At 68.8% G+C, this 14,548-nt stretch carries 11 protein-coding genes; 6 read left to right on the top strand and 5 right to left on the bottom strand.

All coding sequences use genetic code 11. The annotated features are described in order from the left end of the window. Positions 1-211: 211 nt before the first annotated feature. The 5 genes from AC51BJ_RS04560 to prfB all read right to left on the bottom strand — a co-directional run bounded on the left by AC51BJ_RS04560 (position 212) and on the right by prfB (position 7,422). Positions 212-3,001, bottom strand: coding sequence for an AAA family ATPase (locus tag AC51BJ_RS04560; RefSeq protein ID WP_496279467.1), 2,790 nt, complete (start codon positions 2,999-3,001; stop codon positions 212-214). A gap of 53 nt (positions 3,002-3,054) precedes the next feature. After that, entirely contained in the window at positions 3,055-3,753 is a 699-nt protein-coding gene (locus AC51BJ_RS04555) for a hypothetical protein (protein ID WP_304002749.1), read from the bottom strand. Positions 3,754-3,769: 16 nt separating this feature from the next. After that, the gene (locus AC51BJ_RS04550; protein ID WP_496279466.1) at positions 3,770-5,056 is read right to left on the bottom strand and encodes a hypothetical protein; all 1,287 of its coding nucleotides are present in this window, start codon (positions 5,054-5,056) and stop codon (positions 3,770-3,772) included. Then, a complete protein-coding gene (locus AC51BJ_RS04545) occupies positions 5,053-6,315 on the bottom strand; it encodes a hypothetical protein (protein ID WP_496279465.1) in 1,263 nt (420 codons plus the stop codon). The genes AC51BJ_RS04550 and AC51BJ_RS04545 overlap by 4 nt, the downstream gene beginning before the upstream one ends. Positions 6,316-6,317: 2 nt before the next feature. After that, a protein-coding gene (prfB, locus tag AC51BJ_RS04540; protein ID WP_496279464.1) for a peptide chain release factor 2 occupies positions 6,318-7,422 on the bottom strand; the annotation gives its coding sequence in 2 pieces (ribosomal slippage) (positions 6,318-7,340 and positions 7,342-7,422; 1,104 coding nt in all). Positions 7,423-7,650: 228 nt separating this feature from the next. On the opposite strand from prfB, the gene AC51BJ_RS04535 reads away from it, so the two are divergent. The 6 genes from AC51BJ_RS04535 (at position 7,651) to AC51BJ_RS04510 (ending at position 14,510) form a co-directional block, all read left to right on the top strand. After that, complete coding sequence (locus tag AC51BJ_RS04535) at positions 7,651-8,760, top strand: YVTN family beta-propeller repeat protein (RefSeq protein ID WP_496279463.1); 1,110 nt, start codon at positions 7,651-7,653, stop codon at positions 8,758-8,760. 141 nt (positions 8,761-8,901) lie between these two features. After that, positions 8,902-9,819, top strand: coding sequence for an alpha/beta fold hydrolase (locus AC51BJ_RS04530; RefSeq protein ID WP_430434510.1), 918 nt, complete (start codon positions 8,902-8,904; stop codon positions 9,817-9,819). A 126-nt stretch (positions 9,820-9,945) separates the two neighbouring features. Next, positions 9,946-10,737 carry an XrtB/PEP-CTERM-associated transcriptional regulator EpsA gene (gene epsA, locus AC51BJ_RS04525; RefSeq protein WP_020165179.1) on the top strand — a complete coding sequence of 264 codons (792 nt, stop codon included), beginning with the start codon at positions 9,946-9,948 and terminating at the stop codon, positions 10,735-10,737. Beyond that, a complete protein-coding gene (locus tag AC51BJ_RS04520; RefSeq protein WP_496279462.1) occupies positions 10,734-11,540 on the top strand; it encodes an ankyrin repeat domain-containing protein in 807 nt (268 codons plus the stop codon). The genes epsA and AC51BJ_RS04520 overlap by 4 nt, the downstream gene beginning before the upstream one ends. A 416-nt stretch (positions 11,541-11,956) precedes the next feature. Next, positions 11,957-13,933, top strand: a complete 1,977-nt coding sequence (locus AC51BJ_RS04515) for a sigma-54-dependent Fis family transcriptional regulator (RefSeq protein WP_496279461.1) — start codon at positions 11,957-11,959, stop codon at positions 13,931-13,933. Continuing rightward, positions 13,923-14,510: a flavoprotein gene (locus tag AC51BJ_RS04510; RefSeq protein ID WP_019917657.1), complete on the top strand. Its 588-nt coding sequence runs from the start codon at positions 13,923-13,925 to the stop codon at positions 14,508-14,510. Before AC51BJ_RS04515 ends, AC51BJ_RS04510 begins: the two co-directional genes overlap by 11 nt. The last annotated feature ends 38 nt before the right edge of the window (positions 14,511-14,548 follow it).

Here is a 14,548-nt window from a genome sequence, read left to right as displayed (position 1 = left end):
CCTCAGCGGCCCTCGCTGCGCAGTCCCGTGCCGAAGACCGTGGGAGCGAGTTTGCTCGCGATTGCGGCCGTGATCGAAGCCCGTGGTCGTCCGAGGGCGCATCGCGACCAGAGGTCGCTCCCACGAAAGCACTCCCAAGCCGAGGCCCGAGCCGGGTTTCTGTGGGAGGGGTCTTCCGACCCCGACAGCGGCGGTGAAGCGCAGCGACGCGCTATTTCGCCCGCTTCAACACACCGATCGGCGGTGCCCAGCCTTCGCCCGGCGCCTTCTTGCTGGTGACCAGCGTGAGCTGGGCTGGCGCGAACACGTTGGCGTTGTGGGTGACCGGTGTGGTGATCAGGTACTGCGCCCGCGTGGCGCCGAGGAAGCGGCCGACGCGGTCGATGTTGGCGACGTCGAGGTGGGCGAAGGGTTCGTCGATGAACACGAAGCCGCCCGGTCGGGTGTCGTCCATCAGCAGCGCGATCAGCAGGATGAGCGACTTCATCACCTGCTGGCCGCCGGACGCTTCGCCGTCGTTGAGGCCGACCGCGCCCTTGCGGTCGAAGTCGAAGCTCACGTCGAGCCCGGCCTGGGCCAGCGACAGGTCGTCGTTGTCCAGATGCGGCGTCGGGCAGTCGACGCCGACGCCGGCCAGGTCGCCGAGGGCGCGCAGGTTCTTTGCGTACTGGCGCACCGTGGCGCGCAGCTTGGCGATGTAGGCCGAGCGCGCGTCGTCGGTCAGGCGGCGCGCGGTGGCGCAGTAACCCTGGCGGGCAGCGTAGTCCTGCTCACGCTTGGCGAGGTCGTCACGCAGGCGCTCGCGCAAGGTGAGCGCCGACGGGTCGGTGATCCAGTCACCGCGTGCCAGCAGCTCGCGCAGGCGGCCCAGCTCGCGCCGTGCCGCGCGGGCGTCGCCGTAACGTTCGGCAAGCTGTGCCAGTTCCTGCGGGTCCAGCCAGTGCGCCGGCATGCCGCGACGACGCGCGCGCAGCTGCAGCAGGCGGCGCGCCTGTTCGTTGCGGCGCGGTGCCGACTCCTGCGTCAGCTCGCGCAGGCGGCGACCGGTGTCGTCGATCTCGCGGCGGCGGCGGTCGGATTCGACCTCGATGCCGCGCAGGTTTTCGTTCAGCCTTTCGACCTCGCGGCGGGCGGCATCGCGTGCCGCTTCGGCGGCTGCGCTGCGTTCGCGTGCGGCCGGCTGTGCCTGCGCGGCGGCGGCGAATTCGGCGCTGCGTTCGGCCAGCAGCGTGGCCGACTGCAGACCGAGCAGACGGGCGCGCAGCGCCTTCAGCCGTTCGCGCGCGGCGTCGAGCTGCGGACTCAGTTCGCGCCGCTGGTTGTCGAGCGCGGCGATGTCGGCGCCGAGCTGGGCGATGCGCGCCTGGCGGGCCAGTTCGCCGAAGTGGAACTCGGCGGGCCGGCCGAGGTGGCGGGCGCCGCGGCGTTCCTTGTGATAGCCGTCGCGGGTGATCCATTCAGCGTCGCGCGGCAGGCTGCGCGCCGCTTCGGCGTCGTCGACGCGCTGCATGCGGTTCAGCAGGTCGCACAGCCAGCGCGGCACCGGGGCGGCGAAGCGCACCACTTCGGCGAGTGAACCGGCACGCGGCGCGGCCGCGGCTTCGCGTTCACCGACGATGAAGTGGCGGAAGCGCGCGCGTTCGCCCAGCGCCCACGCGGTGTGGCGGTCGTCCTCGCGCTCCAGCAGGATGAGGTGGCGGTAGGGCCGCAGCACCGCTTCGAGCGCCGCCTGCCAGGCGGTGTCGGTCACCTCGACCACGTCGGACAGCGCGCTGTGCGCGATGCCGGCTTCGTCCAGCCCAGCGCGGAATTCACTCACTTCGCGGTCGCTCGGTGCGCCGCGGCGTTCACGTGCGGCGCGCAGCGCCTCGGTCTTTTCCTCGAAGCGCAGCACCAGGGCACGTTCGTCGGCGGCCAACCGGGCGGCGGTCGATTCCGCCTCGGCGTGCTCGGCTTCCAGCGCCAGCGCGTCGGCGCCATGCTCGCTGGCGACGCGTTCGCGCAGCTTGCGCTCCTCATCGAGCAGGCGCTCGATGTCGCGCAGCGCGTCATGCGCCGCCAGCTGTTCGGTCTCGGTGGCCTTCTCGGCAGCGCGTGCGGCATCCAGCGCCGACTTCGCGGTGTCGCGCTCGCCCTTCACCGATTCCAGCCGCGCCGACACGGCATCGTGCTCGACGCGCAGCCTGCGCAGGTCTTCGCGCAGCCGCGTCAGACCGCTGCGCTCGCCCTCGATGTCGCGGCTCAGTTCGGCCACTTCCAGCCGCGGCACGATTTCGGCCTCCAGCGCGTGCGCCTCGTCCGAATGCTGCTTCCATTCGAGGTAGTTGTCGGCTTCCATGCGCTTGGCTTCGGCCTGGGTGCGCAGGCGGTCGAGGTCGAGGCCGATGCTTTCCAGTTCGCGCTCGGCGCTCTTCTGCTCCTCGCGCGCGGCCTGGTAGTTGTCCAGCACCTCCTTGTCGCCGAACACGTCGAACACGAGGTCGAGCAGGGCACGCGGCGAGTACTCGCACAGCTTGTCGGTGTCGCCCTGTTCGAGCGACAGCACCTTGGCGATGGCCGGTGTCAGGCCGCCCCAGGCGAGGCGGTTCTGGTAGTCGCGCAGGCCGGCCCAGTCGCTGCCGGCTTCCAGCTGTTCGATCGCCACATTGCCGTCGACGATGGCGTAGTCGCGCGTCCAGTCGCCGCCGGCGCGCTTGATGCGGCAGGCCAGCGTCACTTCGTCGTGGATGCAGGGGAAGAAGGGCCGCTTGCCGGTGCCGCCCGGCACATTGGCGACGACCGCGCGTATCCAGGCGAAGTCGCGGTCGGCGCGGCGGACGTAGCGGCGGAAGTCGCGCTTGCCGGAACAGCGCAGCGCGAACAGCGTGCGCAGCGCGTCGAGCAGCGTGGTCTTGCCGGAGCCATTGGGACCGACGATGGTGATGATCTGGGCGTCGAGCGGCAGCGTGAAGCGCCGCCAGAAATCCCAGTGCACCAGTTCGAGTTGCTTGATGTGGAACATGGTCGTGGATCGTCAGCGCGAGTGAAGGGGGCGTCGGAACGGGGTCGGCGTCATCATTCTTCGCCGTCCTCGTCGGCCTGCGCGTCCTGCGCCAGTTCGAAGGCGTTCGCTGCGGGCAGGCGATGGCCGGCTTCGGCCAGTACGTCGGCCAGCGTGCCGTGGATGACGCGGTCGGCCAGGATGCGGTAGTCGAGCAGCACGTCGAGCAGCGGGCCTTCGAGCACCTGGCCGCCGCGCCGCTCGATGAAGCCGAGACGGGCCAGCTTGCCCAGTGCGAAATTGAGCTTGGTCTTGCCACCGAGGCGGTTGCCGAAGTCGGCTGCCAGCGACGCTTCGGACAGCGCGCCCGATACGGTCTCGCCGTGCTCGACCGGCGTTTCGGCGCCGAACATGTCGTCCTGGCCGTCGTCGTGCAGGCTGCGGCGGTTCACCTGGCGCTCGCGCTTGGGCAGCACGATGAGCGCCCAGATCACCATCAGCCAGGCCAGTTCATCGCGCGTCAGACCGACGTTGGACGCCGCGTACTCGCGGCCCTGGCCGAACACCGGTTCGCGCATGTCTTCGGACAGACCGACCGCGATGTGCGCGGCATAGGGGTTGTCGAGCAACTGCAGGCCGACTGTGGCCAGCCGGTTGTCCAGCGCGTGGCGGAAGCTGTCGTCGACCAGCGCGCGCCGCGCCAGCACGTCGGAACGCGGGATCGAGCGGTGCGCCAGCAGGCGGGCGGTGAGGGTGCGCAGTTCTGTTTCCATCGTCACTCGCGTCAGGTCAGGGTTGATTCGTCATCCGCGGCGCGACTTCGCCGACCGTGATGGCGGCGACGTTGTCGTCGTCGACCGGCTGGATGTCTTCGCTGAAGCGCACGTCCACCGGCATGCGCAGGAAGTCGGCGATCGGGCCCTCGCCGGCTTCGCGCATGCCGTCGGCGTCGCTGTCGCGCAGCAGCGCCAGCAGCGACATGCGGTAGGAAGCCTGGGCGAAGCTGCCGCCGGGCACCACGTCGGCAAGCGACGACGGCGCGCTGAGGCGTTCGATGCGCTGGCCGAACAGTTCGAGCAGGCGCAGGTCTTCCATCTGCGGCGCCGGTGCGACCGGCGCTTCGTCCGGCGCCGGCAGCGCGGAGGTGCCGGCTTCCGGCACCGGTTCGTTGGCGGCGGCCGGCTCGGCGCGGTCCAGCAGTTCGTGGCCGCCGGCCAGCAGCGTGAGATCGGGGCAGGGCGTCAGCGCGTCGGCGCACAGACCGGCCAGTGCGGCCGCATCCAGCCCGCGCAGCCAGCTGGCCACGTCGGACGACGAGATGCCGGAGCCGCCCAGCGTCACGCGCTGCGACTCGATCTTGTTCAGCGCGCGCTGGAAGGAGGCATCGACCCGCGCCAGCCGCGACTGCGCCAGACCGATGCGCTGCGCCAGACTGGCGCGCTCGAACGGGATGTCCTCGTCGGCCAGCAGTTCACGCAGCAGCAGCGTGCCGCGATCCAGCCAGCGCGCGTTGGCGGCGAGCCGGCGGCGCGCCGACAGGATGCGGAATTCGGAGCCGGAGGCGATGGCGTCCTCGAAGTGCAGCGTGAGGTCGTTCAGCTTGCCCAGCAACTGCTGCAGCGCTTCGCCGGTATCGCCATCGACCGCCTGCAGACCCGCGAGCTGGGCGGTCAGGAAGCCCAGCTCGACGTCCTCGTCGCCCGACAGTTCGAGCAGCATGGTGAGTGCGGCGCAGGCATTGCGGCCGACGTCGGACAGCAGGTACTGGCCATCGGCGATCAGCAGCAGCGCGTGGTCGCGCAGCCGGCGCAGCACCGTTTCGAGCTTGACCGGATCGATGAAGGCGAAGCGGGCACGCAGCGCGTCTGGCGACCAGCGCGGCATGTCAGCGGTGCGGCCGATCTCGCCCAGCACCATCACGCGCATCAGCACCTCGGCTTCCGAGCCGTGGAACAGCGTGGTGAAGGCGGCCAGCATCGGACGCGCGCGCAGCAGTCGGTCCAGTTCGGGCACTTCGTCGGCATCGACGCCGGGGGCGAGGAAGTCGGTGAAGCCGGCAGCGTTGTCGATGCTCACTTGTACAGCTCCAGTGCGGCGATGCGCGCGTCGATGTCGGCCAGCACCGCGTTGTAGGCGGGCGCGCCGACGCCACCGAAACGACGCTGGAATGCCGCTTCCGGCATGAATTCAGCAAGGCCCGCGATCGACGGCAACAGGTCTTCGGTCGCCGGATCGCCGCCGAGTATGCGGCTCACTGCGTCGTCGCCGGCGGCGATGCGTTCGCCGAGACGGGTGCCGGCACGGTCGGCCAGCAGATCGGTGAAGGAAAAACCGCTGCCGCCGCGCGCGTCGCGTATTTCCTTCGACAGGCCGATCGCGTTCGCCCACTGAGCGCCGGCGTGGGCGGCAATCAGTGCGGAACCGACGAAGTGCTGCGTCAGGTCCTCACGTCCGTGCAGCGTCAGCACCTGGCGCGGAACCGGTGGCCAGTCGGCGGCGGCCGGTATCAGCAGGGCAGGCGAGCGGCCATTCACGTGCAGCGCCAGTGCGAGCAGGGCCGAGCGTTGTTCGGCGACCGTGTCGCCGCCGCGCGTCTGTGCCAGTGCGAACAGTCGCTGCAGCACCGGCGGCAGGCTGTCGACGTCGCGCGCTGCGCCGCCTTCGCGCAGCGCGAGTACGGCGGTGCGCAACTCGGCGTGATAGGCGGCCAGCCGCTCAGCTTCGCCGGCCGGCAGCAGCGCGCGCATGCCCTCGGCAGCCACCTGCCTGCTCAGTGCGTAGTCGATGCGCAGCCCATCGCGCGAAATCCGTGCGCCGCGCACGACCTCGGACAGCAGAGCCGGATCGCCGCCATAGCCGAACTGGCGCAGCAGCCAGGGCAGGGCGGCTGCGAAGGCGGTGCGTGCGATCGGGGCTGGTAGCGACAGACTGCCGATCTGCAGTCCGTTCAGCCGCGGCTCGCCGTCGGCGATGACGACGGGCGCGTCGATATTGAGCCAGAGGGTGCCGGGTAGTGCGGTGGCGGTACGCAGATTCATCTGCCCGTCGACGCTGACCGCCTGCGCCCGCGTGTCCGGCAGCCGCTTCGCCGCGATCTGCAGCAGGGCCTGCACTTCGTCGGTCGCCAGCACGATGCTGCGGCGCTCGCCGTCGCGCAGCCGGCGCGGGTCGAGTTCGCCCAGCCGCTTGGCGGCCCGCTCGGCCGAGCGGGCGGAGATGACCGCCTGCGCGTCGGTGATCGACGGTGCGCTGTCGAGCGCCGCCCACAGTGCAAGCAACAGGGCGGCGACGCTCAGCGCGACGCCGAACATCACGGCGCGCAGCAGGAAACGCACCGTCAGACGCCCTGTTTCAGGCTGGCCTGGATGAAGCCGTCGAGGTCGCCGTCGAGCACGGCCTGCGTGTTGCCGACTTCGTGATTGGTGCGCAGGTCCTTGATGCGGCTCTGGTCGAGCACGTAGGAGCGGATCTGGTGACCCCAGCCGATGTCGCTCTTGGTGTCTTCCAGCGCCTGCTGTGCCGCCTGGCGCTTGCGCAGTTCGGCTTCGTACAGCCGAGACTTCAGCATGGCCATCGCTTCGGCACGGTTCTTGTGCTGCGAGCGGTCGTTCTGGCACTGCACGACGATGCCGGTCGGCACGTGCGTGATGCGGATGGCCGAATCGGTCTTGTTGATGTGCTGACCGCCGGCGCCGGAGGCGCGGAAGGTGTCGACGCGCAGATCGGCCGGGTTGATGTCGACCTCGATCGAGTCATCGACTTCCGGGTACACGAACACGCTGGAAAAGCTGGTGTGGCGACGCGCACCGGAATCGAAGGGGCTCTTGCGCACCAGCCGATGGATGCCGGTTTCGGTGCGCAGCGTGCCGTAGGCGTATTCGGCGCTGATCTTCAGCGTGGCGCTCTTGATACCGGCGACTTCGCCTTCGGACTCTTCCAGTACCTCGACGCCGAAACCCTTGCGTTCGCAGTACTTCACGTACATGCGCAGCAGCATCGACGCCCAGTCCTGCGCTTCGGTGCCGCCGGCGCCGGCCTGGATTTCCAGGAAGCAGTTGCTCGGGTCCTGCGGGTTGTTGAACATGCGGCGAAATTCGAGGCCAGCGACGTCGGCTTCGATCTTTTCCTTGTCCGCTTCGATGGCGACCACGGTGTCCTCGTCCGCTTCTTCGCGGGCGAGTTCGAACAGGTCACGGGTGTCGGCCAGGCGGGCGTCGATCGATTCCAGCGTGCGCACGACCGCTTCCAGTCCGTGCTTTTCCTTGCCCAGTTCCTGCGCGCGCGCGGCGTCGTTCCAGACCGTCGGGTCCTCGAGTGCGCGTTCTACTTCTTCGAGCCGCGATGCCTTGGCATCGTAGTCAAAGATACCTCCGCAGTTCGCCGGCCCGCGATTGCAGGTCGGTCAGGTGATTGGCGATGGCGTTGAGGCGTTCTGCTTCCATGGTAGGTACCGGCCGAATTGCGTAAAACCCGGCATTCTACCGTTGCAGGCGGCCGGGATGTTTTCCCTTGTCCGGATCGGGCGCCTGCGACACCTTGTGAGGGAGGATTTCCCGTGCTGCGGCCGTGACCGATTCGCGGAAATCCTGAACCTGATGGCGCATTCCGCTCTCTATACTGCGCGACGCTGCCGGTTCGGCACACGACAAGAAAACGACGGAGGATTCCCCATGAAGCTCAAATCCGCGATGCGCGGCCTGATTCCGGCTGCGCTGTTCTCGATGATGGCGGGTGCAGGTCTGGTGCAGGCTGCCGGCACCGCCTACGTGAGCAACCAGGACGGCGGCATTTCCATCATCGATCTGGCGAAGATGGAGGTCACCGGCGAATACGAGGTGGGCGGCAAGGTGCCGCGCGGCCTGGGCGTCACCGACGACGGCAAGACGCTGGTGGTTGCCGTGCGCGAAACCGGCGACATCGCACTGATCGACACCGCCAGCGGCAAGGTGACCAAGCGCGTCAAGATAGGCAAGAACCCGGAATTCGTACGGGTGCGCGGCAACATGGCCTTCGTATCCTTCGAGCCGACGTCGAAGCTGGGCCCGCCGCCCAAGCCGGGCGCGGAAAAGAAGGATGATGACAAGAAGGCTGGCGGCAAGGAAGGCGGCCACGGTCACGACGACGATGACGACGATGACAAGGAACCGGCCAAGGTCGCGGTGATCGACCTGAAGAAGGGCAAGGTGATCCGCAACATCGTTGGCGGTCCGGAAACCGAAGGCATCGAATTCACCGCCGACGGCAAGCGTCTGGTGGTGACCAACGAGGCCGACAACACGCTGACGCTGCACGACATCAAGACCGGCAAGCTGCTGAAGAAGGTCGACGTCGAGAAGCACGGTGCCCGTCCGCGCGGCATCAAGCTGTCGCCGGACGGCAAGACCTTCATCGCGACGCTGGAGTTCGGCAACAACTTCCTGGTGCTCGACGACAAGCTGAACCCGGTCAAGACGGTCGCCACCGGCCAGACGCCCTACGGTGTCGCCTTCGACAGCAAGGGCGAACGCCTGTTTGTCGCCACCGCCCGGGCCAAGGCGCTTGAGGTGTACGACGCGAAGACCTTCGCCAAGATCAAGGACGTTCCGCTGAACGCCGAGCGCTGCTGGCACTTCACCTTCACGCCGGACGAGAAGCAGATTCTCGTGGCCTGCGGCCGTTCGGATGCAGTGGTGATCATCGATGCGGAGAAGCTCGAAGTCACCGGCAAGATCGAGGACAAGAAGCTGCCCTGGGGCGTCGTCACCTTCCCGCGCGCGATGGGCAGTCTCGACCAGAACTGATCCGCTTCGCTCGTTCGTTGTCCTGGGCCCGCCGCAAGGCGGGTTCTTTTTTGTACTGCATTGTCCCGAAGCTGAAATACGCCGCGCGCAGACTGCCCGTGTCAATCTTCATGTCATGGAGCCTGCGTGGACGAGCGCAGCATGCTTCTGCCGGATCGGCGGCGACTGGCCTGGGCCGAGTACGGTGATCCGTTCGGCTATCCGGTCATCCTGTGTCACGGCGTTCCGGGTTCGCGCCGTCAGGTGCCGCCCTTCGATGCGCTCACCAGCGAGCGGCACGCGCGCCTCATCGTGCCCGACCGTGCCGGCTACGGCCTGTCCGATGGCGCGCCCGGCTGGGGTCTGGCGCAATGGCGGCAGGACGTCGGCGCGCTGGTCGATCACCTGAAGCTGGGCGACTTCGCGGTCGGCGGTGTGTCCGGCGGCGCGCCATTCGCCTGCGCGCTGGTGGCGGAGTTCGGTGAGCGGGTGTCGCGACTGGTGCTGGTCAGCGGCGTGGCGCCCGGGTACGGCGCCTCGGCGGATGCGCTCAAACTGCATCCTTTCGAAGCGGTGATGGTCCGCCTCGCGGTGCGCACCCCCCGCCTCGCCAGGCTGCTGATCGAGCCGCTGGCCGTCGTTGCCGCGCTGTGGCCCAGGACCTACCTGTCGGCCATGTGCCGGCTGGTCGGCGAGGCCGACCGCGCAGAACTGGCACGCGCGGACATCCACGACATGTTCTTCGACGATCTGCCGAGCGCCGCCCGCCAGGGCGCGGCCGCCATCGTCCGCGATCTGGCGATTGCCGCCTCCGACTGGCAACTCACGCTGCAGAACTATCCGGGCACCGTCGAGATCGTGCAGGGCTGCGACGACGCCATCGTACCGGCCGACTGCGCCAGTCGGCTCGCCTTCCTGTTTCCGCAGGCCAGCGTGCGGCTGCTGGCCGGCGAGGGACACTTCTTCGTATTCAGCCGCTGGAGCGAAATTCTTGCCGCGCTGATGGCACGGCGCTGGCGTCACGAACAGGAGGTGCAGATGCCGCTGCCGCGCACGCCGGTGCCGTCGTCACCCCGCTGAAACATTCGGCTGCAAGAATCCGCGCCGGTTGTTGCAAAGTGTTGCAACCGCCGGCGCGTCTGTTGCGGCATCGGACAGGCTTCATTCGAACGACGGCCACAAGGCTGCTTCCATCCCGGTTTCTACATGACAGATCCGCTCGCGCAGGATCAGATCGACGTGCAGCTATTGCTGTTTACGATCGAAACCTCGATCCGGGTCGTCAAGCGCTTCCAGTTCTTTCTGTGGGCGCAGGGTTCGCTGCAGACCTTTCTGCCGCACGAAACGCTGCTCTGCGCCTGTGGCGACATCGAGCGCGGCGACTACCGCGCTTCGGTGTTCTCGCGCTCGGTACTGTCACCCGAATACGAGTCGAGACTGATCGATCCGGCCTCCGGGCTGATGGCGCGCCTGCTCGACGACTGGCGCGCCGGCGCGCGCGAGCCGCTCGCCTACGGCGGTGGCGTGCGCGGCCGCAGCGGTGCCGCCGCGCTGCGCACACTCGGGCTGCAGCACGCGCTGGCGCACGGTTGCCGCGAGGCGCGCGGCGAGCAGTCGACCTTCTTCGCGCTGCTCGGCATGCCCGATGCGCCGACCGATCAGGACGCCCGCCGCATCGAACTGCTGATGCCCAATCTGCACCTGGCGCTGCTGCGCATCACCGAATTCGAGCGGCGCGAGGGCGCCGAGCGCGCGAACGGCCGCTACAGCTCGCCGCTGACGCTGAGCGCGCGCGAACTGCAGGTGCTCGACTGGGTACGCGAGGGCAAGACCAACCATGAAATCGGGCAGATCCTCGACATCAGCCCGCTCACCGTGAAGAACCATATCCAGAAGATCCTGCGCAAGCTCGACGTGACCAATCGCGCGCAGGCCGTGGCGCGGCTGGCGGCGCTGCGCGCGCACGAAGCCGGCCGGGATCTGGCAGGAGAAACATGATGAATGCACGGAAGATCGCAGCCTGCGTGCTGCTGGCATGTGCCGGCGCCGTGGGCGCACAGGAGTTGCCGCCGGAGTGGCAGGGCGTGATCGCTGAACCTGCGCGCCCGCGCGCGGCGATGCCCACCACACCGATCGAGTACGCCGACATGCGTCGCACCGGCGACGACGCCGGCCCGCGCGACTACCGCAGCGCCGATTACGCGATGCTGTCGGCGGCCCGCCGTGGCGACTGGGCGGCCGTGAATCGGCTGCTCAAGTCGGGCGCCGCACCGAATGTGCGCGACGTGTGGGGCGACAGCGTGCTGGCGCGTGCCGCCGCTGCCGGCGAGACCGAAACGGTGCGCGCACTGCTGGCCGCCGGCGCACATGTCGACCGCAAGGGCGCGTCGGGTTTCACCCCGCTCGGCGCCGCCGCACTGGCCGGCCATCACAAGGTCGTCGCGCTGCTGTTGCGCGCCGGTGCCGACGTCGACGCGAAGAGCGCGAACGGGCACGTGCCGATGATAGACGCCGTGATGCTGGATCGCGCCGAGGTGGTGGCCGAACTGGTGCGTGCGCGCCCGGATTGGCTGGTCTATGAGCGCGAACTGGGCCGGCACGCCCTGTCGCTGGCCGCCTCGCTGGGTCATGTACGCGTGCTCGACCAGTTGCTGGCCGCCGGCTTCGACCCCAATCTCCCGGACCGGGCCGGCTTCAATGCGCTGTACTGGGCGGTGTTCCGCAAGCAGCGACTGGCGGTGGCCCACCTGCTGGCCTCGGGCGCCGACCCCGGGGCGATGTCGACCGAGATCTACGACTGACCTTTGGGAGCGGCCATGGCCGCGATGCGGCCGTCGCTGTCCGCCTGCCTCGATTCAGGCGGCGTCGGGGTCAGAAGACCCCTCCCACAGAACTCCGGCCCTGGCGCTGGCGGCAGGTCGGGCACCTCCCCAGTGGGAGCGGCCTTGGCCGCGACGCGGCTTCGGCTCAGGTCACCGTCGGAAGCCAACTCGCTGCCAAGGCATCACCGCCTGCACAATGCGCCGATACCACACGGCCGCTGCACATATCGGGCTGCGGAGCACAGTGCCCGTCTTTCGCGACACCGGCGCGCCAGAATGGGCACAGGCCGCACACGTCCTCCGCCCGGCCTTGGCTGGCGGGTGTTCCGGGGCGGGTGGTACCATTGAGCGCTTTTTCCCGCGTCCGCCGCTACCGGTTCCCAAGGTTCGAATACATGGTGTCATCCAATCAGGTGGCTGAACACGTCCGTTCGGTGCACGCCATCATCAGCCGCCCGCAGCGCCCGTCCGGCCATGAACTGGTGGCCCGTTCGTGGCTGCGCTGCTTCCATGAACTGGGCCTCGATCCCGCCGCCGAAGACGCGCCGCCGCCGCTGGCGCCGCAGGCCTGGCGCGAGCGCGGCGACAAGCTGGGCGAGGTGATGGACAGCGCGGTGCCGGAGATGCAGACGCTGCACCGCCAGCTCGACGATCCCAATTCCGCGCTGGTGCTGGCCGATGCCGAAGGCGTCATCGTCAGCATCGTGCGCCATCCCGGTTTCGCGCGCGAAGCGTCGCTGCGCGGGCTGGTCGAGGGCGCGCGCTGGAGCGAGGACATCCAGGGCACCAACGGCATCGGCACCGTACTGACCGAACGCCATTCTCTGGTCATTTCGCGCGAGGAACATTTCTTCGCCCGCCATACCGACATGGTGTGCGCCGCTGCCCCGATCTACGACGGCGTTGGCGAAGTCGCCGCGGTGCTCGCGGTCTGCTCGCTGGCGCCGGGCGGTGCCCGGGCGCTGCGCGCCCTGGTCGAGCGCTCGGCCCGCGTGATCGAGCACCGCGCTTTCCGCGCGCGCCACGCCACCGACTACATCATCCGCTTCCACGCCCATGCCGGACGCGTGCTGACCGCGGTGGACGGCATGCTGGCGCTGACGCCGGAAGGCGAGGTGATCGAAGCCAACCACACCGCCTTCGAACTGCTGTCGCCGGAGGGCGAGGCGCTGCTCGGGCGCGAAGTGACCGAATTCTTCGGCCAGTCGCTGCCGGAACTGCTGTCGCGCACCTTCCGTTCCGGCTTCCATCCGCTCACGCTGTCGATGCCGCAGCACCAGACCTGGCACCTGCTGGCGCAGCAGCCGGCGCGCAACCGCGCCCAGGCCGGCACGCGCGGCACCGATTCGGCGTCGGCCGCGCAGGCGCTGGCCGAACTCGACCTCGGCGACCTGCGCATGGCCGGCAACGTGCACAGCGCGATGCGCATTCTCGATCGCGACATTCCGCTGCTCATTTCCGGCGAAACCGGCACCGGCAAGGAAGTGTTCGCGCGTGCCTTCCACGCGTCGAGCCAGCGTGCGCGCGGGCCCTTCGTCGCCATCAACTGTGCGTCGCTGCCGGAAGCGCTGATCGAATCCGAACTGTTCGGCTACAAGCAGGGCGCATTCACCGGTGCCAACCGCGACGGCCGTCGCGGCAAGGTGCTGCAGGCGGACGGCGGCACGCTCTTCCTCGACGAGATCGGCGACATGCCGCTGCAACTGCAGGCCCGTCTGCTGCGGGTGCTCGAAGAGCGCAAGGTGACGCCGCTGGGCGGCGAGAACGCGGTGCCGGTCGATCTGCAGCTGGTGTGCGCGACGCACCGCGACCTGCGCGCCATGGTGCGCGAGGGCAGCTTCCGCGAGGACCTCTACTACCGGCTGCGCGGCATGGAAGTGACGCTGCCGGCGCTGCGCGACCGCACCGACCGCCGTGCGCTGATCGAGCGCTGCCTGACCGAGGAAAGCGCCGGCCGGCACCCGCCGATACGGCTGGGTCAGGCGGCCATGCAGGTGCTGGACCGCTTCCGCTGGCCGGGCAACATCCGCCAGATGCGCTACGTGCTGCGCACGCTGGTCGCGTTGTGCGACGGTCCGGAAATCACGCTGCGCGACATGCCGCCGGAACTGATGGATGCGCCGGAACCGATGCCCGCCGTCGCACCGGCCGCCCACCCGACCGACACGACGGGCGAGCCCGTGCAGTCGACGCCGAGCAACCTCAATCCGCTACAGTCGGCCGAGCGCGACGCGCTGCTGTCGGAGCTGCGCCGCCACCGCTGGAACATTGCCGGACTGGCGCGCGAACTCGGCGTCAGCCGAAACACCGTCTACCGGAAGATGAAACGTCTGGACATCGACACCGACACGCAGGCCGGCGATGGCTACTGATCCGCGCCTGAACGACATCCCGGACGAAGCCGAGGTCCTGCCCGATGCGCGCATCGCCTGGGGGCTGACCGGTTCCGGCCACTTCCTGAAGGAGTCGCTGGAGTTCGCCGACACGCTCGACCGCATCGACCTCTTCATGTCGCGCGCCGGCGAGGAGGTGCTGAACATGTACGGTTACCCGCTGGCCGACATGAAGAAGCGCTACCGCATCTTCCGTGACAGCACGGCGAGCGCGGCGCCGGTCGGGCTGTTCTACCAGGGGCAGTACCACACGGTGGTGATCGCCCCGGCCACCTCGAACACCGTGGCCAAATGCGCGCTCGGCATCTCCGACACGCTGGTCACCAACATCTTCGCCCAGGCCGGCAAGCTGCGCATTCCCATCATCGTGTTCGCCTGCGACAACGAGCCGGTGGTGATCACCGAATCGCCGAGCGAATGGGTGACGCTGTACCCGCGCTCGATCGACCTCGAGCACACCGGGCGCCTGGCCGGTTTCGAAGGCGTCACCGTGGTGAAGAGCGTTGAGGAACTGCAGAGTGCGCTCAGGCAGAGACTTGCGGCCGTCGGTCGTTGATCGCGCGATCGACGATCCGATGAGCGACGAACTCCGGC

Source organism: Methyloversatilis sp. S146-33 (assembly GCF_059552495.1).
Note: the sequence above shows the minus strand (reverse complement) of the source record. Positions and strands in the feature narration are given on the sequence as shown.

Excerpts from the sequence above, each read along its gene's own strand:
- AC51BJ_RS04520 (WP_496279462.1), top strand. The coding sequence starts at position 10,734 with ATGATGAATGCACGGAAGATCGCAGCCTGCGTGCTGCTGGCATGTGCC.
- AC51BJ_RS04515 (WP_496279461.1), top strand. The coding sequence starts at position 11,957 with ATGGTGTCATCCAATCAGGTGGCTGAACACGTCCGTTCGGTGCACGCC.
- AC51BJ_RS04530 (WP_430434510.1), top strand. The coding sequence starts at position 8,902 with ATGCTTCTGCCGGATCGGCGGCGACTGGCCTGGGCCGAGTACGGTGAT.
- AC51BJ_RS04535 (WP_496279463.1), top strand. The coding sequence starts at position 7,651 with ATGAAGCTCAAATCCGCGATGCGCGGCCTGATTCCGGCTGCGCTGTTC.
- AC51BJ_RS04555 (WP_304002749.1), bottom strand. The coding sequence starts at position 3,753 with ATGGAAACAGAACTGCGCACCCTCACCGCCCGCCTGCTGGCGCACCGC.
- AC51BJ_RS04510 (WP_019917657.1), top strand. The coding sequence starts at position 13,923 with ATGGCTACTGATCCGCGCCTGAACGACATCCCGGACGAAGCCGAGGTC.
- AC51BJ_RS04560 (WP_496279467.1), bottom strand. The coding sequence starts at position 3,001 with ATGTTCCACATCAAGCAACTCGAACTGGTGCACTGGGATTTCTGGCGG.
- epsA (WP_020165179.1), top strand. The coding sequence starts at position 9,946 with ATGACAGATCCGCTCGCGCAGGATCAGATCGACGTGCAGCTATTGCTG.